The sequence below is a fragment of the Zunongwangia sp. genome, from assembly GCF_048269745.1.
Lineage (GTDB): Bacteria > Bacteroidota > Bacteroidia > Flavobacteriales > Flavobacteriaceae > Zunongwangia.
In genome coordinates this window covers 213,014-237,445 of the sequence record NZ_JBLXIB010000002.1, presented here as the reverse complement: position 1 = coordinate 237,445, position 24,432 = coordinate 213,014, and the positions used below count along the sequence as shown (strand labels likewise).

23 protein-coding genes are annotated in these 24,432 nt (G+C 33.1%); 10 read left to right on the top strand and 13 right to left on the bottom strand.

Going from position 1 to position 24,432, the window contains the following annotated elements; genetic code table 11:
- Nucleotides 1-62 precede the first annotated feature (62 nt).
- Together ACN0WI_RS03840 and ACN0WI_RS03835 are read left to right on the top strand one after the other, a co-directional pair.
- Nucleotides 63-581: a hypothetical protein gene (locus ACN0WI_RS03840; protein ID WP_417885303.1), complete on the top strand. Its 519-nt coding sequence runs from the start codon at nucleotides 63-65 to the stop codon at nucleotides 579-581.
- A gap of 61 nt (nucleotides 582-642) precedes the next feature.
- Nucleotides 643-3,111 (top strand): ligase-associated DNA damage response DEXH box helicase, encoded by a 2,469-nt coding sequence (locus tag ACN0WI_RS03835; RefSeq protein ID WP_417885302.1) that lies wholly within the window; start codon nucleotides 643-645, stop codon nucleotides 3,109-3,111.
- Nucleotides 3,112-3,287: 176 nt separating this feature from the next.
- On the opposite strand, the gene ACN0WI_RS03830 is transcribed toward ACN0WI_RS03835, so the two are convergent.
- Entirely contained in the window at nucleotides 3,288-3,791 is a 504-nt protein-coding gene (locus ACN0WI_RS03830; RefSeq protein ID WP_417885301.1) for a DUF1440 domain-containing protein, read from the bottom strand.
- Nucleotides 3,792-3,937: 146 nt separating this feature from the next.
- On the opposite strand from ACN0WI_RS03830, the gene ACN0WI_RS03825 reads away from it, so the two are divergent.
- On the top strand, nucleotides 3,938-4,723 hold the full coding sequence (locus ACN0WI_RS03825) for an amidohydrolase (protein ID WP_417885300.1): 786 nt from the start codon (nucleotides 3,938-3,940) through the stop codon (nucleotides 4,721-4,723).
- Here ACN0WI_RS03825 and ACN0WI_RS03820 read toward each other — a convergent pair.
- Together ACN0WI_RS03820 and ACN0WI_RS03815 are read right to left on the bottom strand one after the other, a co-directional pair.
- Complete coding sequence (locus ACN0WI_RS03820; RefSeq protein WP_417885299.1) at nucleotides 4,715-6,331, bottom strand: Ig-like domain-containing protein; 1,617 nt, start codon at nucleotides 6,329-6,331, stop codon at nucleotides 4,715-4,717. The two genes, ACN0WI_RS03825 and ACN0WI_RS03820, sit on opposite strands and share 9 nt — an antisense overlap.
- Before the next feature lie 132 nt (nucleotides 6,332-6,463).
- Nucleotides 6,464-7,144: a ComF family protein gene (locus ACN0WI_RS03815; RefSeq protein WP_417885298.1), complete on the bottom strand. Its 681-nt coding sequence runs from the start codon at nucleotides 7,142-7,144 to the stop codon at nucleotides 6,464-6,466.
- Between the two features lie 59 nt (nucleotides 7,145-7,203).
- Here ACN0WI_RS03815 and ACN0WI_RS03810 point away from each other — a divergent pair, with 59 nt between their 5' ends.
- Nucleotides 7,204-8,088 carry a hypothetical protein gene (locus ACN0WI_RS03810; protein ID WP_417885297.1) on the top strand — a complete coding sequence of 295 codons (885 nt, stop codon included), beginning with the start codon at nucleotides 7,204-7,206 and terminating at the stop codon, nucleotides 8,086-8,088.
- A 54-nt stretch (nucleotides 8,089-8,142) separates the two neighbouring features.
- Entirely contained in the window at nucleotides 8,143-9,684 is a 1,542-nt protein-coding gene (locus ACN0WI_RS03805) for a glycine--tRNA ligase (RefSeq protein ID WP_417885296.1), read from the top strand.
- A 67-nt stretch (nucleotides 9,685-9,751) separates the two neighbouring features.
- Here the strand turns inward: ACN0WI_RS03805 and ACN0WI_RS03800 are convergent, their stop codons facing one another.
- The 3 genes from ACN0WI_RS03800 to ACN0WI_RS03790 form a co-directional block, all read right to left on the bottom strand.
- Nucleotides 9,752-10,285: a ferritin gene (locus tag ACN0WI_RS03800; RefSeq protein ID WP_417885295.1), complete on the bottom strand. Its 534-nt coding sequence runs from the start codon at nucleotides 10,283-10,285 to the stop codon at nucleotides 9,752-9,754.
- 78 nt (nucleotides 10,286-10,363) lie between these two features.
- A complete protein-coding gene (locus ACN0WI_RS03795) occupies nucleotides 10,364-10,669 on the bottom strand; it encodes a hypothetical protein (protein WP_417885294.1) in 306 nt (101 codons plus the stop codon).
- 39 nt (nucleotides 10,670-10,708) lie between these two features.
- Nucleotides 10,709-11,179, bottom strand: coding sequence for an Lrp/AsnC ligand binding domain-containing protein (locus ACN0WI_RS03790; RefSeq protein ID WP_417885293.1), 471 nt, complete (start codon nucleotides 11,177-11,179; stop codon nucleotides 10,709-10,711).
- 260 nt (nucleotides 11,180-11,439) lie between these two features.
- On the opposite strand from ACN0WI_RS03790, the gene ACN0WI_RS03785 reads away from it, so the two are divergent.
- A complete protein-coding gene (locus ACN0WI_RS03785) occupies nucleotides 11,440-11,832 on the top strand; it encodes a DUF423 domain-containing protein (RefSeq protein WP_417885292.1) in 393 nt (130 codons plus the stop codon).
- A gap of 62 nt (nucleotides 11,833-11,894) precedes the next feature.
- On the opposite strand, the gene ACN0WI_RS03780 is transcribed toward ACN0WI_RS03785, so the two are convergent.
- Nucleotides 11,895-12,641: a uroporphyrinogen-III synthase gene (locus tag ACN0WI_RS03780; protein ID WP_417885291.1), complete on the bottom strand. Its 747-nt coding sequence runs from the start codon at nucleotides 12,639-12,641 to the stop codon at nucleotides 11,895-11,897.
- A gap of 21 nt (nucleotides 12,642-12,662) precedes the next feature.
- Nucleotides 12,663-13,328 carry a DUF4271 domain-containing protein gene (locus ACN0WI_RS03775; protein WP_417885290.1) on the bottom strand — a complete coding sequence of 222 codons (666 nt, stop codon included), beginning with the start codon at nucleotides 13,326-13,328 and terminating at the stop codon, nucleotides 12,663-12,665.
- Nucleotides 13,329-13,427: 99 nt separating this feature from the next.
- Here ACN0WI_RS03775 and ACN0WI_RS03770 point away from each other — a divergent pair, with 99 nt between their 5' ends.
- The 3 genes from ACN0WI_RS03770 to ACN0WI_RS03760 are packed head-to-tail and all read left to right on the top strand — an operon-like array spanning nucleotide 13,428 to nucleotide 15,981.
- Nucleotides 13,428-14,159 carry a polyprenol monophosphomannose synthase gene (locus tag ACN0WI_RS03770; protein WP_417885289.1) on the top strand — a complete coding sequence of 244 codons (732 nt, stop codon included), beginning with the start codon at nucleotides 13,428-13,430 and terminating at the stop codon, nucleotides 14,157-14,159.
- Nucleotides 14,159-15,502, top strand: coding sequence for a dihydroorotase (locus ACN0WI_RS03765; RefSeq protein WP_417885288.1), 1,344 nt, complete (start codon nucleotides 14,159-14,161; stop codon nucleotides 15,500-15,502). Before ACN0WI_RS03770 ends, ACN0WI_RS03765 begins: the two co-directional genes overlap by 1 nt.
- On the top strand, nucleotides 15,502-15,981 hold the full coding sequence (locus tag ACN0WI_RS03760; protein ID WP_417885287.1) for a DUF4296 domain-containing protein: 480 nt from the start codon (nucleotides 15,502-15,504) through the stop codon (nucleotides 15,979-15,981). Before ACN0WI_RS03765 ends, ACN0WI_RS03760 begins: the two co-directional genes overlap by 1 nt.
- Before the next feature lie 13 nt (nucleotides 15,982-15,994).
- Here the strand turns inward: ACN0WI_RS03760 and ACN0WI_RS03755 are convergent, their stop codons facing one another.
- A complete protein-coding gene (locus ACN0WI_RS03755) occupies nucleotides 15,995-17,014 on the bottom strand; it encodes an NAD-dependent epimerase/dehydratase family protein (RefSeq protein ID WP_417885286.1) in 1,020 nt (339 codons plus the stop codon).
- A gap of 81 nt (nucleotides 17,015-17,095) precedes the next feature.
- Between ACN0WI_RS03755 and tyrS the strand changes: the two genes are divergently transcribed.
- Entirely contained in the window at nucleotides 17,096-18,391 is a 1,296-nt protein-coding gene (gene tyrS, locus ACN0WI_RS03750) for a tyrosine--tRNA ligase (RefSeq protein ID WP_417885285.1), read from the top strand.
- Between the two features lie 203 nt (nucleotides 18,392-18,594).
- Here tyrS and ACN0WI_RS03745 read toward each other — a convergent pair whose 3' ends face one another.
- The 4 genes from ACN0WI_RS03745 to ACN0WI_RS03730 form a co-directional block, all read right to left on the bottom strand.
- Nucleotides 18,595-19,572: an acyl transferase gene (locus ACN0WI_RS03745; protein WP_417885284.1), complete on the bottom strand. Its 978-nt coding sequence runs from the start codon at nucleotides 19,570-19,572 to the stop codon at nucleotides 18,595-18,597.
- A 108-nt stretch (nucleotides 19,573-19,680) separates the two neighbouring features.
- Nucleotides 19,681-20,022, bottom strand: a complete 342-nt coding sequence (locus ACN0WI_RS03740) for a T9SS type A sorting domain-containing protein (RefSeq protein ID WP_417885283.1) — start codon at nucleotides 20,020-20,022, stop codon at nucleotides 19,681-19,683.
- A gap of 172 nt (nucleotides 20,023-20,194) precedes the next feature.
- Nucleotides 20,195-21,436, bottom strand: coding sequence for a hypothetical protein (locus ACN0WI_RS03735; protein WP_417885282.1), 1,242 nt, complete (start codon nucleotides 21,434-21,436; stop codon nucleotides 20,195-20,197).
- A gap of 88 nt (nucleotides 21,437-21,524) precedes the next feature.
- The gene (locus ACN0WI_RS03730; protein ID WP_417885281.1) at nucleotides 21,525-24,299 is read right to left on the bottom strand and encodes a TonB-dependent receptor domain-containing protein; all 2,775 of its coding nucleotides are present in this window, start codon (nucleotides 24,297-24,299) and stop codon (nucleotides 21,525-21,527) included.
- Nucleotides 24,300-24,432 lie beyond the last annotated feature (133 nt).

Sequence of the window (24,432 nt, the reverse complement as noted above, 5' to 3'; positions counted from 1 at the left end):
ATTTAAATTGCTTAAAATCAGATGTCATTTTTAACTGGATTATAAATTTAAAATGTGTAACAATGAGAACATCAATCGTAATGTTGGCATTAGCAGTTTTAGGGTTTACCGGCTGCAACGCACAGGAGAAAAAGACTGATGAGAATAGCAATTTGGGATTAAGTTCCAAAACTAACAACGAAAAGCCGGAAGGTAGCTGGACGGTGAACAAGGAGTTTGATGAAAACGGTAACTTAAAAAGTTACGACTCAACGTATACTTACAGTTACGGTAGTGTTAATGGAGAAGCGATTGCTAATAGCGACGAACTTAGGCAACACTTTAAACGATTTTTTGGAGACGATGAAATGTCTTCAGCGATGATGCAGCAGTTTTTTAACGATTCCACTTCAGTGGGAAACAACTTCTTCGGAAGTGATTTCTTCCAGACTGGAAGTTTACCGGAAGAATTTCAGCAGGAAATAAGAAAGATGGATTCTATACATCAGCAGATGCTGAAAAATCAGTATCCGCAATTATTTCAGCAAGAGGAAGAGCGAAAAATCCCTGCAGAAAAGAAGACAGCATTACAAAGTATTTAATTGAAACTAAAAGCCTTCATTGTATAAAATATGAAGGCTTTTTAGTAACTAAGCATTATAGATGACGAGAACGGAACTTTTGAAAATTGCTGATGATTGGTTTGCCGAGCAGGGTTGGAAACCATTTAAATTTCAGAAGGATGCCTGGAAAGCTTATCTGCAAAAGAAAAACGGACTTCTAAATGCACCTACAGGAAGTGGTAAGACCTACGCGCTTTGGGTACCGATCGTTCTGAATTACATTAAAAACAATCCCGATTATAAAACCAAACACAAAAAAGAATTAAAAGCGATTTGGATAACGCCTTTACGTGCACTTTCTGTAGAAATTAAACAAGCTGCTGAACGTTTTGCTAGTGGGTTAGGCACCAATCTAACAGTAGGAATTAGAACTGGTGATACTTCACAAAAAGAACGTGCTGCACAAAAAAAATCGATGCCCGATTTACTAATTACTACTCCAGAGAGTTTACATCTTTTACTCTCTTCTAAAAACTACGATAAAACCTTTAAAAACCTGGAAGCCATTGTAGTTGATGAATGGCACGAACTTTTGGGTAGTAAACGAGGAGTTCAGGTAGAATTGGCATTATCGCGATTGAAAACGGTTTCAAAAAAGCTCCGAATTTGGGGAATTTCAGCAACTATAGGCAATCTTCAGCAGGCAAGAGAAGTATTGCTGGGACCAGAATCTGAAGCGCTTCAGCATTCAGAATTAATAAGGGCGAATCTTCAGAAAAAGATAAAAATAAAATCAATAATCCCAGAGACCATGGAGAAATTTCCTTGGAGGGGACACATGGGCTTGCATTTAATTGATGAAGTGGTGCCGATTATTAAAAATTCGAGAACTACACTGCTTTTTACTAATACCCGATCGCAATGCGAATTATGGTTTCAGAAGTTGATAAGTAAATACCCTGAGTTTGCAGGAGAATTAGCCATGCATCACGGGAGCATCAATAAAGAGACTCGATTGTGGGTAGAGCAGGCGATAAGGAACGAAAGTTTAAAAGCGGTGGTTTGTACGTCGAGTTTAGATTTAGGAGTCGATTTCGCACCGGTAGAAACCATTATCCAGATTGGCGGCCCAAAAGGCGTAGCACGTTTTCTGCAGCGCGCCGGTCGTAGTGGTCACCAGCCGGGAAAAGAAAGTGTAATTTATTTTTTACCCACTCATGCTATCGAATTAATCGAAGCTTCTGCTTTACAAAAAGCAGTCGAAAAAAAAGCGGTAGAAGATCGAATTCCGTATTTGCTGAGTTTCGATGTATTAGTACAGTATTTAACGACCTTGGCGGTTTCAAACGGATTTTTTCCTAAAGATATTTATCCTGAAATAAAATCTACATTTTGCTTTCAGGCGATGACCGAAGATGACTGGCGTTGGATACTGAATTTTATTACCAAAGGCAGCCAGAGTTTACAGGCTTACGACGAATATAAAAAAGTAGAAATTGAAGAAGATGGAAAGTTTAAAGTGAATCATCGTGGGGTAGCTATGCGCCACCGTTTGCAAATTGGCACGATTGTAAGCGATGCGATGCTGAGCGTAAAATATATGAAAGGTGGTTATATTGGTACGATTGAAGAGTGGTTTATTTCGAAATTAACACCTGGTGATGTATTTACCTTTGCGGGTAGAAATTTGGAGTTGGTTCATATTAAAAATATGCAGGTTTTGGTTAAAAAATCGAAGAAAAAAACCGCTAAAGTTCCTAGTTGGATGGGCGGAAGAATGACGTTTTCGGCCCAGATGAGTGAATTGTTACGAGAGGAAATGTATTTAGCCTCAGAATATGATCCGGTTACCGGAAAGTCTGAAGAACTTTCGGCATTGACCGGTATTTTTGAGCGTCAAAAAAAGGAATCGATAATACCAAAAAGCGATGAATTTTTAATAGAAACCTTTAAAACCAGAGAAGGTTATCATGCTATTTTTTATCCATTTGAAGGCCGGTTTGTACATGAAGCTTTAGGAAGTTTACTAGCTTATCGTATTAGCTTGTTATTACCAATCTCATTTTCAATAGCTTTTAATGATTATGGATTTGAATTGTTGAGCGATCAGGAAATAGATATGCAGCAAGTGCTTGACAATAATTTATTTTCTGCTGAATTTTTGATGGATGATCTTTACAAAAGTTTAAATGCTACTGAAATGGCTAGGCGAAAATTTAGGGATATTGCAGTGATTGCGGGTTTAGTTTTTACGGGCTATCCAAACAAAATGGTAAAAAGCAAGCATTTGCAATCCAGTTCGCAGTTGTTGTTTAGTGTATTTAAAGATTACGAGGAAGATAACTTGTTGTATTTACAATCATTTAGAGAAACTTTTGAGCATCAGCTGGAAGAAGGACGATTGCGAGAGGCTTTAGAACGAATACACCATCAAAAAATGATATGGCGAAATTGCGAGAAACCCACTCCTTTTTCTTTCCCGATTATTACCGATAGGTTACGTGAAAAATTGTCTTCGGAAAAACTCGAAGATCGTATTCGAAGAATGATGAAAAGTTTGGAAGGATAGAAGTTAGATCGCTGCGCTTTTAGAAGATAGAAAAGAGACTTGAGAGGCAAAAAATCATGAATCAGGTTAAATTTTGAATGCAAAAAGGTGTCATCTCAACCTTGCGGAGAGATCTTTTTTGCTTTATGTCTCTTCGTTCCTAGGATATAGATTTTTTTAACATAGAAAACTGTCAGCTATTTTTTAAGGCTTTGATTCACTTTATTTCTCACCAATTCAGTAGTAATTCCGAATAAAACATGGGCGATAAATTCGTTTATCTGCAATTTTACAGGAACATCTGTGGGTTTTTCTTTAAGTCCCATAAGTGGTAACGAAGTTTGATGGGTAGAAATCCAAGTTGAGGTTCCCATAATAATGCCTTCTGCAATATTTAGTCCCTCTTTATTTTTCTTTCCATAACCATAAGCAGCTCCAACGCTGGCCCCTACAGGAAAATTTACCAACTGTTCGGCCAGTTCTTCATTCTGAACGCTAATAGGAGTTCCCGTAATTTTGGTAGAGAGATTATCTATAATTTTAAGTTGTGCGCTTCGATTTTCGACTTTCCTAACCGGTAAAAAATATTCTACTAATCCTTTTACGGCTCCACCTGCCAATCCACCTATAGCTCCTGCCACTACACTTCGGGTTGTAGAATTATTTATTGTAGGATTATTTTTAATGGTATCTAAAAACATAAAATCGAGTTTTTGCTCACCTTGTGAGATTAAATTATAGTTCTTGCTGAGTGATTTTCACAATAAAGCTATTTAATAAGATGAGCTTCTGCAATGATTTAACAATCATTTGACAGCCGTTGCTTAAAAAACTTTAAATTTAGGATATGAGTACGAACGAAAATTTGAATATATCAATAATTCAGGCGAATCTTAAATGGGAAGATTCCAAAGCCAACCGAGATCTTTTTAGTGAAAAAATCAAAACTTTAAGTGATTCCGTAGAACTTATCATTTTACCTGAAATGTTTACTACAGGTTTTAGTATGAATGCTGAAGATCTTGCAGAAGAAAATGATGGTAAGACTTTGCAATGGATGAAGAAGCAGGCAAAACTGAAAAATTCGGCTATTACTGGAAGTATAATTATTACCGAAAATAGACAGTTTTACAATCGGTTATTTTTTGTCTTTCCAGATGGAACGGTCAAGAAATATGACAAGCGACATACCTTTACATTGGCTAAAGAAGATAAAACTTATACTGCAGGCGAAGAACGTTTGATTGTAAATTATAAAGGCTGGAAAATTTGTCCGCTTATTTGTTACGACCTTAGATTTCCTGTTTGGGCAAGAAATACGGATGATTATGATCTTTTGGTTTTTGTGGCCAACTGGCCTAAAAAACGAGTGGCAGCTTGGGATGCTTTACTCAAAGCAAGAGCGATTGAAAATATGAGTTTTTGTGTTGGTGTAAATAGGGTTGGCAAAGATGGCGCTGCTCATATTTACAATGGGCATAGTGCTATTTACGATTGCCTAGGCGAACTATTAATCCAAGAAAATATCGAAACTGAATTCGCAAAAGAAATTACTCTCGATAAAACTCACCTCGAAAATACACGAAATCAGCTTAAATTTTTACAGGATCGAGACCGGTTTACATTAATCTAAATAAAAAGCAGGATAGTTCTGGTCCCAATTGGCTCGAACTTCTAAGGTATCTGGGTAATAACTTATTTTTTCGGGTTTTCTGCGTTCTAACCACTTACCAGTATCCCATTTTCCATTTTTATTGGTATCGTAAATTATTCGAAGATAATATTCTCCCGGATCTATATTTTTAAATTCAAATGAAGTTCCGCTTGTTAAGGTTTGTTCTCGGTAAACTTCTTCTTTTGTTGACGTTAATTGTATAATAATGGGGTAGCTACGAACATTTCTTAAATTCATAGCGATGCTACCAAATTCAGAATACGCTTTTGTGGTAAACTTTTTAACGAGTGTGTCGTTAGTTTGTTCAAACAAATCGATAACCGCTCCAGGCAAAGCTTTAAAATAATAAGTTTCGCTTTCTTCTTTATCGAAATTGATTACGATCTCGTTTTCTATTAGTTTAATTTCAGAAGTAAAAGGTACAGGTATAGAATCTTTATTCAAAATCGAAATTAAATCATTATTTTTTTCAGTAATAGGGGTGTTGGCTTTTAAAAAAATAGGCGCATTATAAGCGATATTAACGTTAGGTTCTACGCTTATGGTTAAAGAATCTCTAGGAATATCTGTCATTCTTACAAATACCGTATCTCGTTGATTAGATGTTACAACTTCCATCGATAAGCTATCGTTTTCTATGGGTTCTTTAAACCAGTAATAAAGCGTATCGGTTTCAGCATCTCGAGTAATTCTTGTGGTAGGAGCGATAATTTTCGGATATAATATATTCAGGTCTAAATCTTCTATTTCTAGTTTTCCTTCATATCCTACAATTAGTTGATTTCCTTTAAATAATTTCGGTCGTTTCACATCAAAAGGCAATTCCTCTTGGAAGATAGAAATAGTATAAACGCTATCGGTAGGGATAGTAATTGGATGATCTAAAAAGCCTATTTTATCTTTTTTTGGATTGAATTTATAATTAGAATTGTCATCTAACATAGCTACCATTTGGTATTTTCCTGCTTTTAGATTTTCAAGGTTGAAGTTTACGCTACTATCTCTAGTGTAACTTACATATCTTGGAATTTTATTATATACAACAGAATCTGAATAGGTACTATCCATTTCGTAAAGTAATACAGATACATAAGGAGGTGTTTCTTTTAAATAGCTGTCTTCTACAAAACCGGAGACTTTTAATGAATCTATATAACTTCCGGTACTAAACACGTATTTAAAATAAGGACTTGAATTTCCTTCATTATTATCTACAATACTTTTTCCGAAATTTATGGTATAAGTTGTGTTCTCCTGAAGTGTATCGGTAATTTCAATTTTAATATCCTTTCTGGCTAATCCTTGAGGAGCAATATTAGGCCTAGGATCTATAGGCGGAGAAATAATTATTTGTTGTTGTGGATTTTCTAATTTTATAAATTCATCAAAAAGAATACTAATTTCTTTTTTGTTGAAATTAGTTGTGTAATTCTCCGGGAAGGATTTAATAAATCTAGGAGGAATTTCATCTTTAGGTCCACCTTCTGGCATCCCTTTTTTTGCACACTGTAGTAAACAAAAAGCAACAGCAATACCTATTATAATTCCGGGAAACTTACTTTTCATCTTCAAAATCTAATAATTTTACTCACTAAGTGAGATGTAAATATTCAGAGGCTCAGTTTAGGTTGAACCAATTATTTTAAAAGTCTAATAGTTATTGGCTACTAGAAATTATTTTGGCTGTAAAAGTAATAATTAGATTGTAATTGCCATGGTAGTTATACTTATCGATTTAATATTAGTTTTAGAAATGCAATTAACACAAGCTTCTAGAGTTGCACCGGTAGTTAAAATATCATCAACTAATAAAATGTTTTTGTTCTCTAGAGCGGAAGCATCTTTAATAATGAAAGATTGAGCCATGTTTTCCCAACGAGAAATGCGTTTTTTTAGAGCGCGCTGCTTGGATGCTTTAATCTTCAATAAATTTTTATCGTAAAATTCTGCATTTAGTTTTTCTGCAATTTTTTTTCCGAAACCATCAACTTGATTATACCCTCTCTCTCCTAGTCGTTTACGATGTAATGGAACAGGTATAACCACATCTATATCTAAAAAATCTTCATTTTCTTTTAAAATTTCACCAACCCAAGTCCCTAAAAAGCTGCTAATTTCAAATTGTCCTTTATATTTGAGGTTATGAAGCAAGTGTTGCACCATACTTTTCTTTTTAAAAATTAAAAGAGAATAAGCATGTTTAATGTTAACCCTGCCTTTAAATACTTTTTTAGCAGGATTCTCGTTATCAGAAATATAATACGTTAACGGTAAGCGGTGTAAGCATGAAGTACAGACAATATATTCGTTTTTAACCAATGCCACATCACAACACTGGCAAGTTTTAGGGTAAAATAGATTAAGTAAATCGTGAAACATTTGTTAAGTGATTACGGCATACTACCTTAAACTACTAAATTTAGAAAATAATATTTTATATGATGACTGAAAAGAAGAATAATACAGCTTTAAAAGTTCTGATTGGCGTCTTAGCAGTAGCTTTAATAGGGCTTATAATATTTACAATTAAGTTTTATAACGAAGAAAAAGAAAATACAGCCATCCTAAAAAAAGAAAAGGCGGCTATTGAAAATGAATTAAACGAGCTTATTGTAAAATATGATGAAGCTATTGCTGAAAATCAGATAATGGATCAAGATTTAGTTAATGCGCGCCATCGGATTAATATGTTGTTAGATTCAGTAAAAGAATATGAAGCTAATCTGGTGCTAATTACGCGTTACCGGCGAGAGATTGGTAACTTGAAAGCAGAGAAAGAACGCTTGTTTCGAGTAGTAGATAGTTTAAGTGCTAGAAACAGACAGATGGAAATGACGATTGATAGTACTCAAACTGAACTTTTTGAAAAAACTCGTTTATCAGATTCATTACAGCTAAAAAATACCGATTTATCAAATAAAATAGATAAAGCCTCAAGGCTTAAAATATCTAATTTACGTGCAGAAGGAGTAATAGTAAGAAACAGTGGTAAACTTGTAGAGAACGATAAAACACGTAGAATCGATAAAATCCGAACATGTTTTACCATTACTTCTAACGAGTTAGCCGATGCCGGTGATAAAAAAATATATGTTCAGGTTTATAATCCGGAAAATGAATTGGTAGGGGATAAAATTCCTGTAGAACACGATGGAGGTATTATGGTTTATAGTGCAGAAAGTACTGTTTACTATGAAAATAACGAGTTAGACGTATGTGTTTTAGCCAATGCTTTAGAAAATAAACTTATAGAAGGAATTTATAAAGCCTATGTTTATAACGATGCAACACTTATTGGTACAGCTTCTTTCCGATTACGATAAAATTTTACAGACCGCTTTTAGTTGAAATCTAGGCGGTTTTTATATTTTTGCTATATGGCAAAACAAGAAGATTCATTTAAGAATGTAATATCCCATGCTAAAGAGTATGGGTATATTTTTGCGTCTAGTGAAATATATGACGGATTAAGTGCTGTTTATGATTATGGTCAGAATGGTGCAGAATTAAAGAAAAATATCAAAGAATATTGGTGGAAAAGTATGGTGCAATTGCATCAGAACATTGTCGGGATTGATGCTTCAATTTTAATGCATCCAACAACCTGGAAAGCTTCTGGGCACGTAGATGCATTTAACGATCCGCTAATTGATAATAAAGACTCTAAAAAGAGATATCGTGCCGATGTTTTGGTTGAAGACTATGCTGAAAAAATTAACCAAAAAGCACAGAAGGAAATCGCAAAAGCTAAAAAGCGATTTGGAGAAGATTTCGATGAAGCGCAGTTTGTAGCAACCAATCCAAGAGTACAACGTTACAAGGCACAAGAGAAAGAAATTCTTGAACGTTTAGCAAAGTCTTTAACTGAAGAAAATCTAGCTGATGTAAAAGCTTTGATTGAAGAGTTAGGTATTGCCTGCCCAGAGAGTGGTTCTAAAAACTGGACAGACGTTAAGCAATTCAACTTAATGTTTGGGACAAAGCTTGGAGCTTCTGCTGATAGTGCGACAGATCTTTATTTAAGACCAGAAACGGCTCAGGGAATATTTGTAAATTTTGCAAATGTTCAAAAAACCGGAAGAATGAAAATTCCTTTCGGGATTGCACAAATTGGTAAAGCCTTTAGAAATGAAATTGTAGCTAGACAGTTTATTTTTCGTCAACGAGAATTCGAGCAAATGGAAATGCAATTTTTTGTGCGTCCAGGAGAAGAATTAAATTGGTTTGAAAAATGGAAAGAAACGCGCCAAAAATGGCATGCTTCATTAGGTTTAGGAGAAGAGAAATATCGTTTCCACGATCATGAGAAATTAGCACATTACGCAAATGCTGCTACCGATATTGAATTTGATTTTCCTTTCGGATTTAAAGAATTAGAAGGAATTCATTCTAGAACGGATTTCGATTTAAAAGCGCACGAAGAACATTCAGGTAAAAAACTACGTTTTTATGATCCGGAAATGGGAGAAAATTATGTTCCTTATGTAGTAGAAACTTCTATAGGTTTAGATCGAATGTTTTTAGCTGTTTTCTCAGCATCTTTAAAAGAAGAAGATTTAGGGGAAGGAAAATCACGTACTGTTTTAAAATTACCAGCCGTATTAGCACCAACTAAAGCAGCTATTTTGCCATTAGTGAAAAAGGATGGGCTACCGGAACTAGCACAAGAAATTGTAGACGAACTGAAATGGGACTTTAAAGTACAGTACGATGAGAAAGATGCAGTTGGTAGACGTTATCGCCGCCAAGATGCTAATGGGACTCCACTTTGTATTACAGTAGATCATGATTCTCTAGAAGATAAATCGGTTACGGTACGTTACCGTGATACTATGGAACAGAAAAGAGTAAAAATTAACGAATTAGCTTCAATTATAGATAAGGAAGTGAACTATAAGTATTGGTTGCAAAAAGCATAAAATACTATTTTAGTATATAGAAAAAGGCGGTTGAAAACCGCCTTTTTTATTTTTAGTTTAATTGAACTTACTCAGGATTAGTGTTAGATCGAATATCTTTAATTCGTTCATCTAAAAATAGTAGTCCAACATTTTCAACATTTATTAAATCAAACAATTCAAGAATTCTACGTATTGTTTGTTCTTCTTCCATTTGTTCATTCACATACCACTGTAAAAAGTTTTCGGTAGTAAGATCACGCTTGTTTCTGCATTCGTAAACTATATTATGAATACTTTTTGTAATAGCGATTTCTTGGTCTAATGAAGCTCTAAAAATTTCTTCTAGAGAACCATAATCATGATTTATGTTTCCTACTTCTGGGGAATAAGCAGTACCTCCATTATCATTAATAAAATGAAAAATCTTCATCATATGCTCTCTTTCTTCTAGAGATTGTTCGTAGAAGAATTCCGCACTATTAACAAGTCCGTTGTGATCACACCAAGATGCCATAGCTAAATATGTAGCAGAGGAGTGGCTTTCTTTTTTTATTTGTTCATTTAACAAATCCATGATATCAACATGGATCAGTAAATTTTGTCTTACTATATCTTTCATAAATCTGTCTTTTTTTGAAAAATAGTTAAAAAAACACAGATTAGCTATTTTAAACTGAAATTTAGAAGTAGTCTAAAACTAATAAAGGATGGATTGAAGCTCGAACATTGCAAATGTACCTATTAATAATTCTTTTGCATCTAATACTTCTAAGGTGTTGAAAATAAGAATATGTTGTCTATTACAAAGGCTTAAAATTTCAATACCATGTTTGTTAGATCCGTTGATATGATCTTCTATTGTTAGTTTATTTAATTTATGTCGAAAGGCTAATAATTGGCAAAATGTAAAAGCAATGGTTTTTTGGCCAAAATCGATATAGATCTTTCGAGATTGGTTACATTGGTAAGCTGCGTAATATTTTGAAGTAAAGACTGCTTCCATGGCGTCAAACTTAATTCTTATTTAGAATAAATACAAATATTAAATCTTAATTTGACGATTTATTTGTTGATTTAAAGAAATAAAGGTTTCGGTTCTTGAGACCCCTTCAATACCTTGAATATTTTTATTAAGAACATGCATTAAGTGTTCATTATCTTTACATAAAACCTTTATAAAAATGGACCAATTACCAGTAGTGTAGTGGCATTCAGTAACTTCAGGAATTTCACGTAGCTTATTTACTGCTTGAGGATTACTTACAGCTTTATCTAAATAAACTCCCACAAAGGCCATGGTTTTATATCCCAAAATTCTAGGATCTATAATTAGTTTGGAGCTATCTATAAGTCCCGATTTTTCCAATTTTCTAAGTCTTTGGTGAACGGCTGCGCCAGTAATACCTATGTTTTTAGCAATTTCTAAAATTGGACGCTTGGCATTTTCCATCAAAAAATTTAAGATGGTTTTATCGATTCCATCTATAATTACATTTTGGTCTATAATTTTCATTTCGGTTTAGCTTATGAAGCTAAATTAATAAATTAGATTGTAAATCCTAATTTGATATAGGTTAATCATTTTAGCGTTGTAAAAAATTAATTTTTTAATATAATTGATTGATTTATATTCTGTTTTTAGTAAAAAAAAGAAATATTTTTAATTTTTTGTTTTTTGCTGAAATAGCGTATAATTTTATTTCTAAGTCTTATTAATAGTACAAAAAGCCTTATTTCAGTAATTTTGAACTAGAGGTTTATTAATATTTACTTATGAGACAACGATATATTATTACAGGGGCCATGTTTGGTTTATTGGCTGTTATTTTTGGAGCTTTTGGAGCTCATGGTTTAAAAAAAGTATTGGATAGTGCTACAATTACTTCTTTTGAAACGGGTGTGCGGTACCAAATGTATCATGCACTGTTATTAGTGATTTTAGGCAATTCTAAAAAATATTCTTCTAGTATACTGTATTGGTGTTTTACAATAGGGGTTTGTTTATTTAGTGGTTCTATTTATTTGCTTTGTTTAGATGAGTTAATAGGAGTAAACTTAAGCGGGATTGCCCTTACCACACCGGTTGGAGGAGCCATTTTAATAATAGGATGGACGTTACTTGTAGTTAGAGGAATAAAAAATGCCTCTCCTGAAGAACTTAAATAGATATAATAAAGAAAGCCATTAGTCTAGACCAATGGCTTTCTTTATTATCATTAATAAAGTAATTATTTTTTATTTGCTTCAGCAATGTATTTGTTAAGTGCCATCGTCATAGATGGGTTTTTAGGTGTTGGAGCTTGTATGTTAACAGTTAGTCCATGGTCTTTAGCTGCTTTTACAGTTGTGTTTCCAAATACAGCAATTCTAGTATCGTTTTGTTTAAAATCAGGGAAGTTTTCAAAAAGAGATTTAATGCCGCTAGGGCTAAAAAATACTAAAATATCATAAGTTACATCACTTAAATGTGAAAGGTCGCTTACTACTGTTTTATAAAAAACAGCTTGTTTCCATTGTACGCCTAATTTATCAAGCGCTTTAGGAATTGCAGGTTTCAAAACATCAGAAGACGGTAGAAAAAACTTTTCGTTTTTATACTTTTTTATCATCGGTAAAAGTTCTGGGAAAGTGCGTTTACCAACATAAATTTTACGTTTTCTGTATACTACATATTTCTGAAGATAATAAGCAACAGCTTCACTTAAACAAAAATATTTTAAAGAGTCTGGTACTTTAAAACGCATTTCTTCAGCTACTCTAAAAAAATGATCTACAGCATTTCTACTAGTTAGTATAATTGCAGAATGTTTCGAAAGATCTACTTTTTGCTGTCTCACCTCTTTTGAAGAAACTCCTTCTACATGTATAAAGGGAACGAAATCAATTTTTACTTTTTGTTTTTCTTCTATATCAAAATAAGGTGAATTCTCGACCTTAGGTTCTGGTTGAGAAATCAAAATTGTTTTCACTTTCATATATCAATTCTTTATTAGGTCCTAATATTTAACCGTAATTAGCTTATATAAAATAAAATACGGTGCAATTTCGAGAGCGCAAAGGTACAAAATAAAATAGAACCAATTGTTGATAATTAACTTTTGCTGTTTTTTAAAGATGTTAAAAAAGCTTGTTAAATTAGCAATAATAATTACTGTAAATATTATATAAACTAGTGATTCGGTAATTTTTATACTGTAAACGGTTAATAATGTTATAGGTAGGATTAATAATGCAATATAGTTTCTATAGGCAAGTTTTTGAAATAAATAGTAATCTATAGCATCATCGATGTCAAAAATATTTGAAATAATTTTTTCCACCCCAAACTTTATAAGTATAAAACATGCATATGCAGTAACTATCCGTACGTAGTTTAATATGTAATTATCCGCTTTAATTAAGTTATAAAAATCCAATATCCAATAAATAAGTACCGATACCGAAAGTGCATTTACAATAAAAAGGAGAATGTTAAAACCATGAAAAGGATTGCTTTCCTTTCCGCGAAACAACATAAATTTGTTAGAAGTAAGAATCGAAGCAAAATTGTAGAATTTTTTAGGGAAACGTTGTCTAACGATTACCAGTAATAGAAAGCAGATGAGGAAAACAATTGTTACCCAATCTAAATATTCAGTATGCCTTTCGATAGCTTGCAACACAGTTTTTTTTACAAATTTATTAGTTTCAGAATAAACTAAGCATTAAAAACGAAAGAAAGCATAAGTTAAAATGCCTACATTTGTGCAAAATTTTTTAGAATGGTTGATGGGATAATCATCGTACCCACTTATAATGAAATTGAGAATATTGAAAAGCTAATTCGGGAAATTTTTTCTCAGCCTCGCGAATTTCATATTTTAGTGGTAGATGATAATTCTCCGGATGGTACAGCAAGTCGTGTACGAACATTGCAAGCAGAGTTTCCGGAAAAACTTTTTATTGAAGAAAGAACAGGAAAAACAGGGTTAGGAACTGCATATATTCATGGGTTTAAATGGGCTTTGGCGCATTCCTATGATTTTATTTTTGAAATGGATGCAGATTTTTCTCATAATCCTGAAGATTTAGTTCGTTTATATAATACATGCCGGAGAGAAGGAGCAGATCTGGCAATAGGCTCTCGGTATGTAACAGGGGTTAATGTAATAAATTGGCCTATGAATAGGGTTTTGTTATCGTGGTTAGCCTCTAAGTATGTTCGATTTATAACAGGAATGGATATTCACGATACAACCGCAGGTTTTGTTTGTTATAGAAGAGAAGTTTTAGAGCGTATAGATTTAAAAAAAATACAATTTGTAGGGTATGCTTTTCAAATAGAGATGAAGTTTAAAACTTACTTATTAAACTATAATTTAAAAGAAGTACCTGTAATTTTTACCGATAGAACAAGAGGAACCTCTAAAATGAGTGGCTCCATAATTTATGAAGCTGTTTTTGGAGTAATAAAAATGAAAGTTAAAAGTCTGTTTAACAGAATAAAGTTGTGATGAAAAAGGTTCTAATAAAGAATGCTAAAATAGTTAATGAAGGCGAAATTTTTGAAGGAGACGTTTTTATTGAAGATGGTGTTATTAAAGAAATAGCGGAAACTATAAGTGCAAAATCTCCGGATCTTCAACTATACGATGCCGAGGGGAGTTATTTGTTACCCGGTGTTATTGACGATCAGGTACACTTTAGAGAACCGGGATTAACCCATAAAGAAAATATTGAAAGTGGCAGTCGTGCCGCAGTTGCAGGGGGAATTACTTCTTTTATAGAAATGCCAAATACACTGCCGCAAACCACTACAATTGAGGCTCTAGAAGATAAATTTAGTACTGCAGCAAGCAAGTCGTACGCAAATTATTCGTTTATGTTTGGAGGTACAAACGATAATTTAGCTGAAGTTTTAAAAGTGGATCCTAAAAAAACAGCAGCTTTAAAATTGTTTTTAGGTTCTTCCACCGGAAATATGTTGGTGGATAATGAGAAAGTTTTAGAGGAAATATTCTCGAAATCTCCATTAATGATTTGCGTACATTGTGAAGATGAAGAAACAATAAAAAATAATCTGACAGAGTATGTAGCAGAATATGGTGATGATATTCCTATTGAAATGCATCCAAAAATAAGAAGCGAAGAAGCTTGTTATTTATCCTCTTCTAAAGCAGTAGCACTAGCCAAAAAAACAGGAGCAAGATTGCACGTTTTCCATATTTCTACAGCTAAAGAATTAGCATTATTTAGCAATAAAAAACCTTTAGAGAAAAAGAAAATTACAGCTGAAGTATGCATACATCATTTATGGTTTAATGATAAGGACTATAAAGAAAAAGGAACTTTTATAAAATGGAACCCAGCTGTTAAAACAGAAAAGGATCAGGAAGCCTTGCTAAAAGCTTTGCTAGAAGATAAAATAGATGTTATTGCAACTGATCATGCTCCGCATACTAAAAAAGAGAAACAAAATGTATATACTAAAGCTCCAAGTGGAGGGCCTTTAGTACAACATGCGCTGCCGGCAATGCTTCAATTTTATCATCAAAATAAAATTTCCTTAGAGAAAATTGTTGAAAAAATGTCCCATAATCCGGCAAAATTATTCAATATAAAAGATCGTGGATTTATTAGAGAAGGCTATAAAGCTGATTTAGTGTTAGTCGATTTAAATTCTCCTTGGCAAGTAAAATCTGATAATATTTTATATAAATGTGGTTGGTCTCCTTTTGAAGGCTTTACCTTTAAATCTCGTATTACACACACTTTTGTAAATGGGAATTTAGTGTATAAAAACTTTAAACATCAGCCATTTTTAAATGTGGCAGAGCAATTGGAATTCGATAGGTAATGAAGAAGTTTCAAATTTTAGGAATTCTAATTATTTTTTTAGGCTTAAGTTGTCAAGATGTTAATCACCCTAAACGTCCTGATAATTTAATTCCTGAAGATAAAATGGCTAATATACTTACCGAAATAGCATTGTTAAATGCTGCGCGTAATTATAATAAATTTCTTTTAGAGCAAACAGGATTAAAACCTAACGAATATATCTATACTAAGTTTGGTATCGATAGTTTGCAGTTTGAAAAAAGCAACACTTATTATGCCGATAACTATAATGAGTATCAAAGCATTTATACAAAGGTAAAAGACACGTTAGATGCGCTAAAAAGCGAGTATAAAGATCGGGTAGAAGAGGAAAGAAAAGCAGATTCTATTAAAAAAATAAAACCTATTAAAACAGATTTATCGAATAAAGATCCTAAAGATTCGTTGGCTATAGATAGATTGAAAGATAGAAAAACTTCTTTTAAAAAGGCAGAGTAAATTTTTTAAATTTCTATTTAGCATTATCTTTTAAAAATAAATGCCCAGTTTCTTCTATAACGTCTTCTATGGGAGTAAAGTTAAAATTAATAGCCGATTTGATTTTGGAATTATCGTAGTAGCTAGTGGCGAATAATCCATTAATATCTGATTTTGTAATACTTCGTTTAAAGCCAAAAATGCTTCCGATTTTTTGAAAAATCCAACCTGTGGCGATCATCCATTTTTGTAAGTCTTTTTTAGGTTCAGGTTTTTCGAGACTGTTAGCGGTGTACTTCATAACATCTTTAAAGCTGCTATTTTCTGAAACTAAAATATAACGATCATTAAAATTATCAGAATTCATTAATTTTAGCATCGCATCAATAACATCATTAACACCTACAAAACCAGTAACTTTCGGGAAATGATAATTTAAACCATGGTGAATCCTTGTAAATAGTTGTCCGCTAGCTTTATTCCAAAAACCTGGTCCTATAATAATTCCAGGATTTACAATTAAAGTTTTAATGCCTTCTTGTGAAGCACGCCAAACTTCCATTTCAGCACCATATTTAGTAATTGCATAATCACTATGGTTGGTTTCCGGATTCCAATTTAACTGTTCCGTTATCATTTTTTTATCCGAAATAGGCTTTCCTAGTGTAGCTATGCTACTTACAAAACAGAGTTTTTTTACTTTAAAATCAATACATAAATTCACAACGTTAGCAGTGCCTTCAATATTTACTTTTCGAAGTTTTCTATAATCTCGAGGGGAAAACGAAACTAATGCTGCACAATGATATACTTCAGTGATTTTTGGAAAAACTAGGAATAATTGAGGAATATCAATAATATCGGCTTCTAGCCATTCAATTTTTTTAAATAAATGTTCTGCTTTTTCTGTAGTAGTATAATACGTAAAAACTTCGAGCACTTTATGTAAGCTGCTATGCGTTCTATAAATAGCCCTTATCTCTCTATCTTCAGATGCTAATCTATAGAGTAAATGAGCACCTACTAAGCCTGTTCCTCCGGTAACTAAAATCATGCAGTAAATATAAGTAAAGCACTTAGGAAAACTAACAGTAAATGGTATCTTTACGACGTATTATCGGAAGAATATATATTTATGAATAAAAATTTTGTTGAAGAGCTTACTTGGCGCGGAATGGTACATGATGCAATGCCAGGAACTGAAGATCATTTAAATGAAGAAATGCGAGCTGCTTACGTAGGGATTGATCCTACTGCAGACTCGTTACATATTGGCCATTTAGTAGGAGTAATGATGTTACGCCACTTTCAGATTGCCGGACATAAACCATTTGCTTTAATTGGTGGAGCTACCGGTATGATTGGTGATCCTTCTGGGAAATCTGCAGAAAGAAACTTGCTAGATGAAGCAACTTTACGCCATAATCAGCAATCTATTAAAGAACAACTTTCTCGTTTTTTAAATTTTGATGGTGCTGAAGAAAATACGGCTGTTTTAGTAAATAATTACGATTGGATGAAAGACTTTTCGTTTCTTGATTTTATTAGAGATGTAGGAAAGCACATTACCGTAAATTATATGATGGCAAAAGATTCTGTAAAAAAGAGACTTTCTGCAGATGCTTCAGAAGGCATGTCTTTTACAGAGTTTACTTACCAAATGGTACAAGGTTACGATTTTCTTCATTTGTATAAAGAACATGGTTGTACTTTGCAAATGGGAGGAAGTGACCAATGGGGAAATATAACAACCGGAACTGAGCTTATTCGTAGAATTGGAGATGGAAAAGGTTATGCCTTAACTTGTCCATTAATTACAAAAGCAGATGGTACAAAATTCGGAAAAACAGAAGGCGGGAATATTTGGTTAGATGCCAATAGAACTTCACCTTATAAATTTTACCAGTATTGGTTAAATACTAGTGATGTTGATGCTGAAAAATATATTAAAATCTTTACTTTCTTAAGTAAAGAAGCAATAGAAGAGTTAGTGATAAAACATAACGAGGCGCCCCATTTGCGAGAATTGCAAAAAGTGCTTGCTAAAGAAGTTACAGTTCTGGTACACTCTGAAGAAGATTATAACAATGCAGTAAAAGCTTCTGAAGTTTTATTCGGAAAGAGTACAGCAGAAGATTTAAAATCTTTAAATGAAAAAACGTTTTTGGATGTTTTTGAAGGTGTTCCGCAAGCAGAAGTAAGTAAAGCTGATATTGAGGAAGGTTTAGATATGATTGCTGTACTTTCTGCCAAAACGGGTTTTCTAAAATCTAATGGAGAAGCTAGAAGAGCTTTGAAAGAAAATTCAGTTTCTGTAAATAAAGAAAAGGTAAAGGAAGATTATACGCTTAAAGAGAGTGATTTAATTAACGGTAAATACGTTATTATAAATAAAGGAAAAAAGAATACATATATTTTGGTTGTATCTTAAAAACTGCAAATCCCCTTTTGGTTTTTCCAAAAGGGGATTTCAATTAACTAACTAACCAATCTAAATATGAAAAATTTACTTCGCTTTAGAATTTAGTTTCAAATAAAACCAATCCTAACACCTATTAGGTCGTAAAAGAGAATGTTCCATTACAACGTATTCAAATTATAACAATTGTTTAATGTGCTTGCCTTATTCTGAATTTATAAAACCATAAGGTTACATCCTCGAATATCACTATCATCAAACCTTCCTAAGATTTCTATTTCATTTTGAGAAATTATTCTGCCTAAATCTTGTGTAGCAATAAATGAACAAGAGTTAATATTTGCTAAGTCTATCACGTTAATTCCACCTGTTTTATTGGGTTTCGTAGGAGTAAGGGCATCTTCTGGGTCTCGCGTAAGAATACGCATCCAGGGTGGACACTCAAAAATACCGTTTCCTTTTGAATAAGCTTGGGATAAAAGCTCCGTCATTCCATATTCACTATGTATTTCTGAAACGCCAAAACCTTCCTTTAAAACCTGATGAAGTTCTTGTCGGATCATCTCTTTTCTTCTTCCCTTCATTCCTCCAGTTTCCATGATAACCGTATTTTGTAAAGAAAATTGATGATTTTCAATTAAATCCAACAAAGCAAACGAAACGCCTATTAATAATATTTTTTTTCCTTGCCGATCGAGTTTTTGAAGCTTATTAGCTAGTTCTTCTAAATTATGTAAGTAAAAACCACTTTCTGGGTTATTGCTTTTGGAAATTAAAGAATCGACCATGTAAATTAAAGAAGAGCCTGTCCTTTCTAAATAAGAAGGAAGTAATGCTAGCACCGTATATTCTTCAATATTTCCGTAAAATGTTTTAAAACCTTCTAAGAAGCTTTTTTCATAAATGGCAAGATCAGTAACAAAATGCTTACTGGTTTTTGTACCAGTGGTACCACTACTAGTAAATATAATTTCTTCATTCTTTTCTGAAGAAACAATATGTTTAGATTTGAAAAATTCTATAGGTAAAAACGGAATATCTTGAATGTTTGTAACCAATTTTGGTGTTTTTTGAAGAAGATTACAAAAATTTTGATATGCTTTATTATGCTGATATTGAAAGTTAAAAACTTTTAGGCTAGCATCGATAAATTCACTTTCCGATTTGATAGTAAAAATCGTGTCTTTCAGCATTACTTTTTAAGCAAAGGTAGCAAGTTTTTAGTTTAATCACTGAAAGAATTATTTAGAATGCAGTTTGGGTGTTGCATTTTTAACTTCGTGGGCCGAAGCCTCTCCTCTTCATTTAACGACGAGCTTGCGCGTCGCAATGTCTTTATCTTCTTTAATTTTTACAATATATATTCCTGCAATTAGATTAGATACATCTAACTCTTTGCCACGAAGTTTTGTTTTTTGTACAGGTTTGCCTAGAACATTAAAAATCTCGATTTCTTTTTCAAGATTTTTAGTGGTTGTAATATAAACCTTGCCTCCTGTTACTGGATTAGGGTAAATACTAAGACCATCTATGGCTTCTTCTGTTTTTTGAGGACGACGTGAGTTATCTTGTTGGGCTGTAGCAGGTGCTGCAACCAACAAGAAAATGCTAAATAATAAAGTAAGCAAGTACTTTTGTTTCATTCTTTTACGTCCGTTTTTACAAAACTAAAATATTTATGTTAGATAAACTATATAAAAATAGTTTAAAACCCTAAAATTTGATTAAAAGAAGATAAAAATTTTTATTTTTTAAATTTTATATAAAAAAGCCATCCAAATTTGGATGGCTTTTTGCTATTTTTCAAAGAAAATCTTATTTGTTAGCATTCCCAGTAAAATACGGGTTTTCTTCATCAAATTTAATATCTTTTAATACTGTACTATTATCTAATAATAATTGTCCAGTTACTAAATCACTAATATTGATGTTAACCACATCTGGTTTGTTAATTTCGATAACTGCGTTAGAAAGGTTAACACTTGTTCCTAATCTAAATAGAATAGCCGCATCTTGTGCTCCAGATGATATTAAAGTAGCATCTTTAATAGTTGGGTTGGAACGAGGTGTAGCGTTAGGATCAGCTTTTAAATTATCAGCCTCTATACAATACCCTGCATTTTCTGGTTGATCGGCTACAATATTTGTAAGTGCACCTTGCCATCCATCAGTCCAGTCAAAAGAATCGTCGTAAGCATGAGAATATAAGTTAGTTGCTTCGGCTGTTCCACCAAACCATTCGTAACCGTCGTCTTTACCTTCGTATACTTCTAGGTTTTCTAATATAGTTTTTCTACCTACTGAGTAGAAAGAGAAACCATTAAATTCAGCATCAGTATTAATTTGAGTTCCAGGATATGCTAAACTTACATATTTTAAAGATCCTGAATTGTCATCAGCAGCATCTCCTCCATAGGTAAGATCTTCACCAGCGTTATCAGAAACTTCAGCAATACCTGTATTGCCTTCTAAGTTAATCGGCGCTTTTCCAAGTATAACAATACCACCCCAGCTTCCGCTAGTTTCATCGGTAGATGTAAATACAATTGGCTTTTCGGCAGTACCTTCAGCCATTATTTTAGCACCTTGTTCTATAATAAGAACGTCTGCAGAATTTACTCCTTCATTACCTTCAGCATTGTTAGATGGATCAGCATAAAACCAAGTTCCCTCAGGAATAGTTAAGGTAGCTCCCGAACGAACAAATACCGCCCCCTGAATTTCGTATTTAGGTTGATCTAAAGTAGTATTTTCAGTAATTTCAGTCAACTGTTGAGCATCGCCCATATCAGTATTAAGAGTGATGCCACCTTTGGCAATTGTCCAGTCAAAAACAGATTGATCTGCTCCAGTAGCATTTGGATTCATGGTTACTTTTTCTTCGAAAGAAGCTAAGGTTTCATCTGTCCATGTACCGTCCTCATTGTATAGTTGAGTAGTTTGGCCTCCATCATCGTCACCTCCTGGAGTTGGAGTAGGGTTATTATCATCATCATCGCTACAAGATGCAAATAAAAGAGCGGATGCTGCTAAGCCTGATAAAATTAATTTTTTCATGGTGTTTGTTTAATTTAAAATTTAATGGTGTAAATAAAATGAAGTATTGTTGACTTGCTGTTAAGTCAGTATTAAGTTAGTGCTAACTTTAAAATTGATAACTTACCGATAATGAGAGCGATCTTCCTAGTGTGTACGATAGATTACTAACCTGTTGGTTGGCGCCTTCTATGGTTCTTTCGTAAGTGTCATCTAAAATATTGTTCATTTTAACTGAAGCAGAAAGATGATCGTTAAAGCTATTTTGCCATACAAACGATAAGTTATTAAAAGGTTGTTCAAACTCATCATCATATTTAACTTTTGAAGCACCAGAACCGACTCTAGAAATTCTTTCGCTATACGTATTGAATAAAAACGTAAAAATAGATTCGTAGTTTTCGGTTACATCTAGTTTGTAAGAGATATCGGCATTTAAAAGAAAATCGGAAGCACCTTGTAATCTTCTTTTAGAGTGCGTAAGATTCAAATTTGATCGTAACTCATCAGAAATATTCGTCTCCGAACTCATTACAGTTACATTGGCTCCAAAAGATAGGTCGTCTAATTGTTTGTTGCTTGTTAAAAATCCTAATGTACTTCTTATTTCGAACTCAGCCCCGTAAATATAGGCTTCATCGGTGTTTGCAAAAACGGTTTGTACATAGGAATTTGAGTTTTGAACTAGTCTTTCTATTGGCTTGTCTATATATTTAGCGAATACATTTACACTGAATAGACTATTATTATCAGGGAAAATTTCGTATTTTAAATCGATATTATAGTTGTCTGAATTTTCAAGATTTGGATTACCCTTAATAAGATCTCCTAATGAGTTTTGTCGGGTAATATTTACAATTTCGATATTTTTTGGTTTTGTGTAGGTTTTACTTGCTGCAAAACGAAGGTTCGAATTTTCTGATAGCGAATAGCGTAGGTTTAAAGATGGAAGCACAAAGAATTTTTTAAATTCAAAAGAGCCATTTTCTCCAAAAGCATTCTCTCCTAATGTGCGTTTGAAATTTTCAAGACGAACACCAGCTAGCATATTAAATTTATCACTAAAGTTATGGCTGTAGCTTGCATTACCGGCAACTATATCGGTTTGAATATCTAAGTATCTGGTATCTACCAATTCATCGTAACGAGCATCTCCTTCTAAAAATGCAGTAGTTAAGCTGTTATCAATGTTTTCGGGGTCAATACTAATTCTGCCAGTATTAATTAAATTAACTAATACAAATCGGTTGTATATATCTAGATTTTCAGTATTAAAATCACCACTAATTTTTAGCGAATTCATTTCTTCACTTTGGTTGTTTTCAAAGTTTAGATTATACCCTAAATGGGCAGCTAAATTATCATTTTCAGAATCTAAGAAATATTTATATAATCTACCAGAGTTGCTAGCAAAAGCAAACTGATCAGTTCCTACTTCTTGAAGTGTAATAATGTTATTGTCAGGTTGTCCGTAATTTGAACTTCCGTAAGTAGCAGCATATTCTAAATTGCTTGCTTCATTAAAATTATACTGGCCTTGTAATTGAAATTGGCTTAAGTAAGATTGTGTAAATTTACTATCTCGACCTAGTAAATTAGAGTTAACTTCAGTATAGCGTCCAAAATTGTCAGCAACGGAATTGGTTGTTGTTTTTAAGAATAAATAATTAAAATTGATGTAATTTTTTTCCGATTTATGAAATAATCCTAGCAATGCATTTGCATTTGTATCGTAAGAAAAATTATTATTTCTATTAATTGTTCGTTGTAAATTACCTTGAGGATTTCTTAAAAAGCTAGAGCCTATTTTCGAATCGTAATCGTTGCTAAAACTCATTCCAAAATAATAGGCTGTTTTATTATCATTAGAATTTTTAGAGAGTATACCTTGGTTTGAAATACTCATTCCTGTAGAGATAGGCGAATCTATTTGTTCCGAATTCCAGTCTGAATCAAAGGCGTTGACAGCTTCTTGACCAGTTGCTTGGAATACGTTTTTTGAATTGTAGTTGCTATTGCTTAGTGCATTAGGAGCTTTTCTTGCATCTGCTCCGCCGAAACCGAAATAATATAAATCACCATCTTCTTTATCGGTTAAAAAGTCGTTGTCGATAGATTGTAAATTTATACCTGTACTAAACGAAATTTTAGTTTTACTGCTTCTAGGCATATTTTTAGTATCTACGTTTATAGAGGCACCTGCAAAATCTCCGTATAATTTTGAGTAAAATATTTTATTGATATCTATTTTACTAATTATAGAAGAAGTGAAAAGATCTAAAGAAGGTATTTTATTTTCCCAGTTTACTGGAGAAATAGGTAAATTATTTACAGTAAGAAAACTGTAACGTTCGTCTAATCCTCTAACAAAAACACCTCTCGAAGCTACTTTTGAAATACCAGTACTCTTAGTAACAGCTGATTCTGCATCACTCACTCCTTTTCTAGAAAGTTCTTCAGCACCTATTGATTGTTTCATCTCGATAGCGTCTTTCTGTTCTAGCAACAATGCTACTTCACTATCTCTTCTAGATACGGTTGTTATTACTACTTCGTCTAAGGCTGCAGCGCTAGAACCTAAATCAGTATTTATTTCTGTTACTTTTCCAGCTTCAACTTTTACATCCGGAATTTCTAAAGTTTCGTACCCTATAAAACTGAAAGCTACAGTATACGTTCCTGGTTCTAAGTTTTTTAATACATATAGTCCATCGTAATCTGAAGTTGTCCCTATAGAGGTACCTTTAATAGTAACGTTGGCAAATGCTAATGGTTCACCGTTCATTTCACGGTCAGCGAGTTTACCCGCGATGGAACCTGTTGTTTCTTGAGCGTTAATAACATTCGTTATTAAAAACACAATTAGTAAAAAAAATTTATTCATCCTTTTGTTTAGTTCTTGCTGCAAAGAAAAGCGGAGAATGTAAAGCTTGTGTTAACCGTAAATTAACGGTTTGTGATTATAGTGTTATGTAAAGGTTACTAAATAATTCATTAAATTGTGAATTGAAATTAAT

Coding starts and splice junctions, on each gene's coding strand:
- ACN0WI_RS03835 (WP_417885302.1), top strand. CDS start 643: ATGACGAGAACGGAACTTTTGAAAATTGCTGATGATTGGTTTGCCGAG.
- ACN0WI_RS03790 (WP_417885293.1), bottom strand. CDS start 11,179: ATGAAAATTATAGACCAAAATGTAATTATAGATGGAATCGATAAAACC.
- ACN0WI_RS03730 (WP_417885281.1), bottom strand. CDS start 24,299: ATGAATAAATTTTTTTTACTAATTGTGTTTTTAATAACGAATGTTATT.
- ACN0WI_RS03770 (WP_417885289.1), top strand. CDS start 13,428: ATGGTTGATGGGATAATCATCGTACCCACTTATAATGAAATTGAGAAT.
- ACN0WI_RS03785 (WP_417885292.1), top strand. CDS start 11,440: ATGAGACAACGATATATTATTACAGGGGCCATGTTTGGTTTATTGGCT.
- ACN0WI_RS03815 (WP_417885298.1), bottom strand. CDS start 7,144: ATGTTTCACGATTTACTTAATCTATTTTACCCTAAAACTTGCCAGTGT.
- ACN0WI_RS03840 (WP_417885303.1), top strand. CDS start 63: ATGAGAACATCAATCGTAATGTTGGCATTAGCAGTTTTAGGGTTTACC.
- ACN0WI_RS03800 (WP_417885295.1), bottom strand. CDS start 10,285: ATGAAAGATATAGTAAGACAAAATTTACTGATCCATGTTGATATCATG.
- ACN0WI_RS03825 (WP_417885300.1), top strand. CDS start 3,938: ATGAGTACGAACGAAAATTTGAATATATCAATAATTCAGGCGAATCTT.
- ACN0WI_RS03735 (WP_417885282.1), bottom strand. CDS start 21,436: ATGAAAAAATTAATTTTATCAGGCTTAGCAGCATCCGCTCTTTTATTT.
- ACN0WI_RS03780 (WP_417885291.1), bottom strand. CDS start 12,641: ATGAAAGTGAAAACAATTTTGATTTCTCAACCAGAACCTAAGGTCGAG.
- ACN0WI_RS03810 (WP_417885297.1), top strand. CDS start 7,204: ATGATGACTGAAAAGAAGAATAATACAGCTTTAAAAGTTCTGATTGGC.
- ACN0WI_RS03820 (WP_417885299.1), bottom strand. CDS start 6,331: ATGAAAAGTAAGTTTCCCGGAATTATAATAGGTATTGCTGTTGCTTTT.
- ACN0WI_RS03765 (WP_417885288.1), top strand. CDS start 14,159: ATGAAAAAGGTTCTAATAAAGAATGCTAAAATAGTTAATGAAGGCGAA.
- tyrS (WP_417885285.1), top strand. CDS start 17,096: ATGAATAAAAATTTTGTTGAAGAGCTTACTTGGCGCGGAATGGTACAT.
- ACN0WI_RS03760 (WP_417885287.1), top strand. CDS start 15,502: ATGAAGAAGTTTCAAATTTTAGGAATTCTAATTATTTTTTTAGGCTTA.
- ACN0WI_RS03745 (WP_417885284.1), bottom strand. CDS start 19,572: ATGCTGAAAGACACGATTTTTACTATCAAATCGGAAAGTGAATTTATC.
- ACN0WI_RS03830 (WP_417885301.1), bottom strand. CDS start 3,791: ATGTTTTTAGATACCATTAAAAATAATCCTACAATAAATAATTCTACA.
- ACN0WI_RS03795 (WP_417885294.1), bottom strand. CDS start 10,669: ATGGAAGCAGTCTTTACTTCAAAATATTACGCAGCTTACCAATGTAAC.
- ACN0WI_RS03740 (WP_417885283.1), bottom strand. CDS start 20,022: ATGAAACAAAAGTACTTGCTTACTTTATTATTTAGCATTTTCTTGTTG.
- ACN0WI_RS03755 (WP_417885286.1), bottom strand. CDS start 17,014: ATGATTTTAGTTACCGGAGGAACAGGCTTAGTAGGTGCTCATTTACTC.
- ACN0WI_RS03805 (WP_417885296.1), top strand. CDS start 8,143: ATGGCAAAACAAGAAGATTCATTTAAGAATGTAATATCCCATGCTAAA.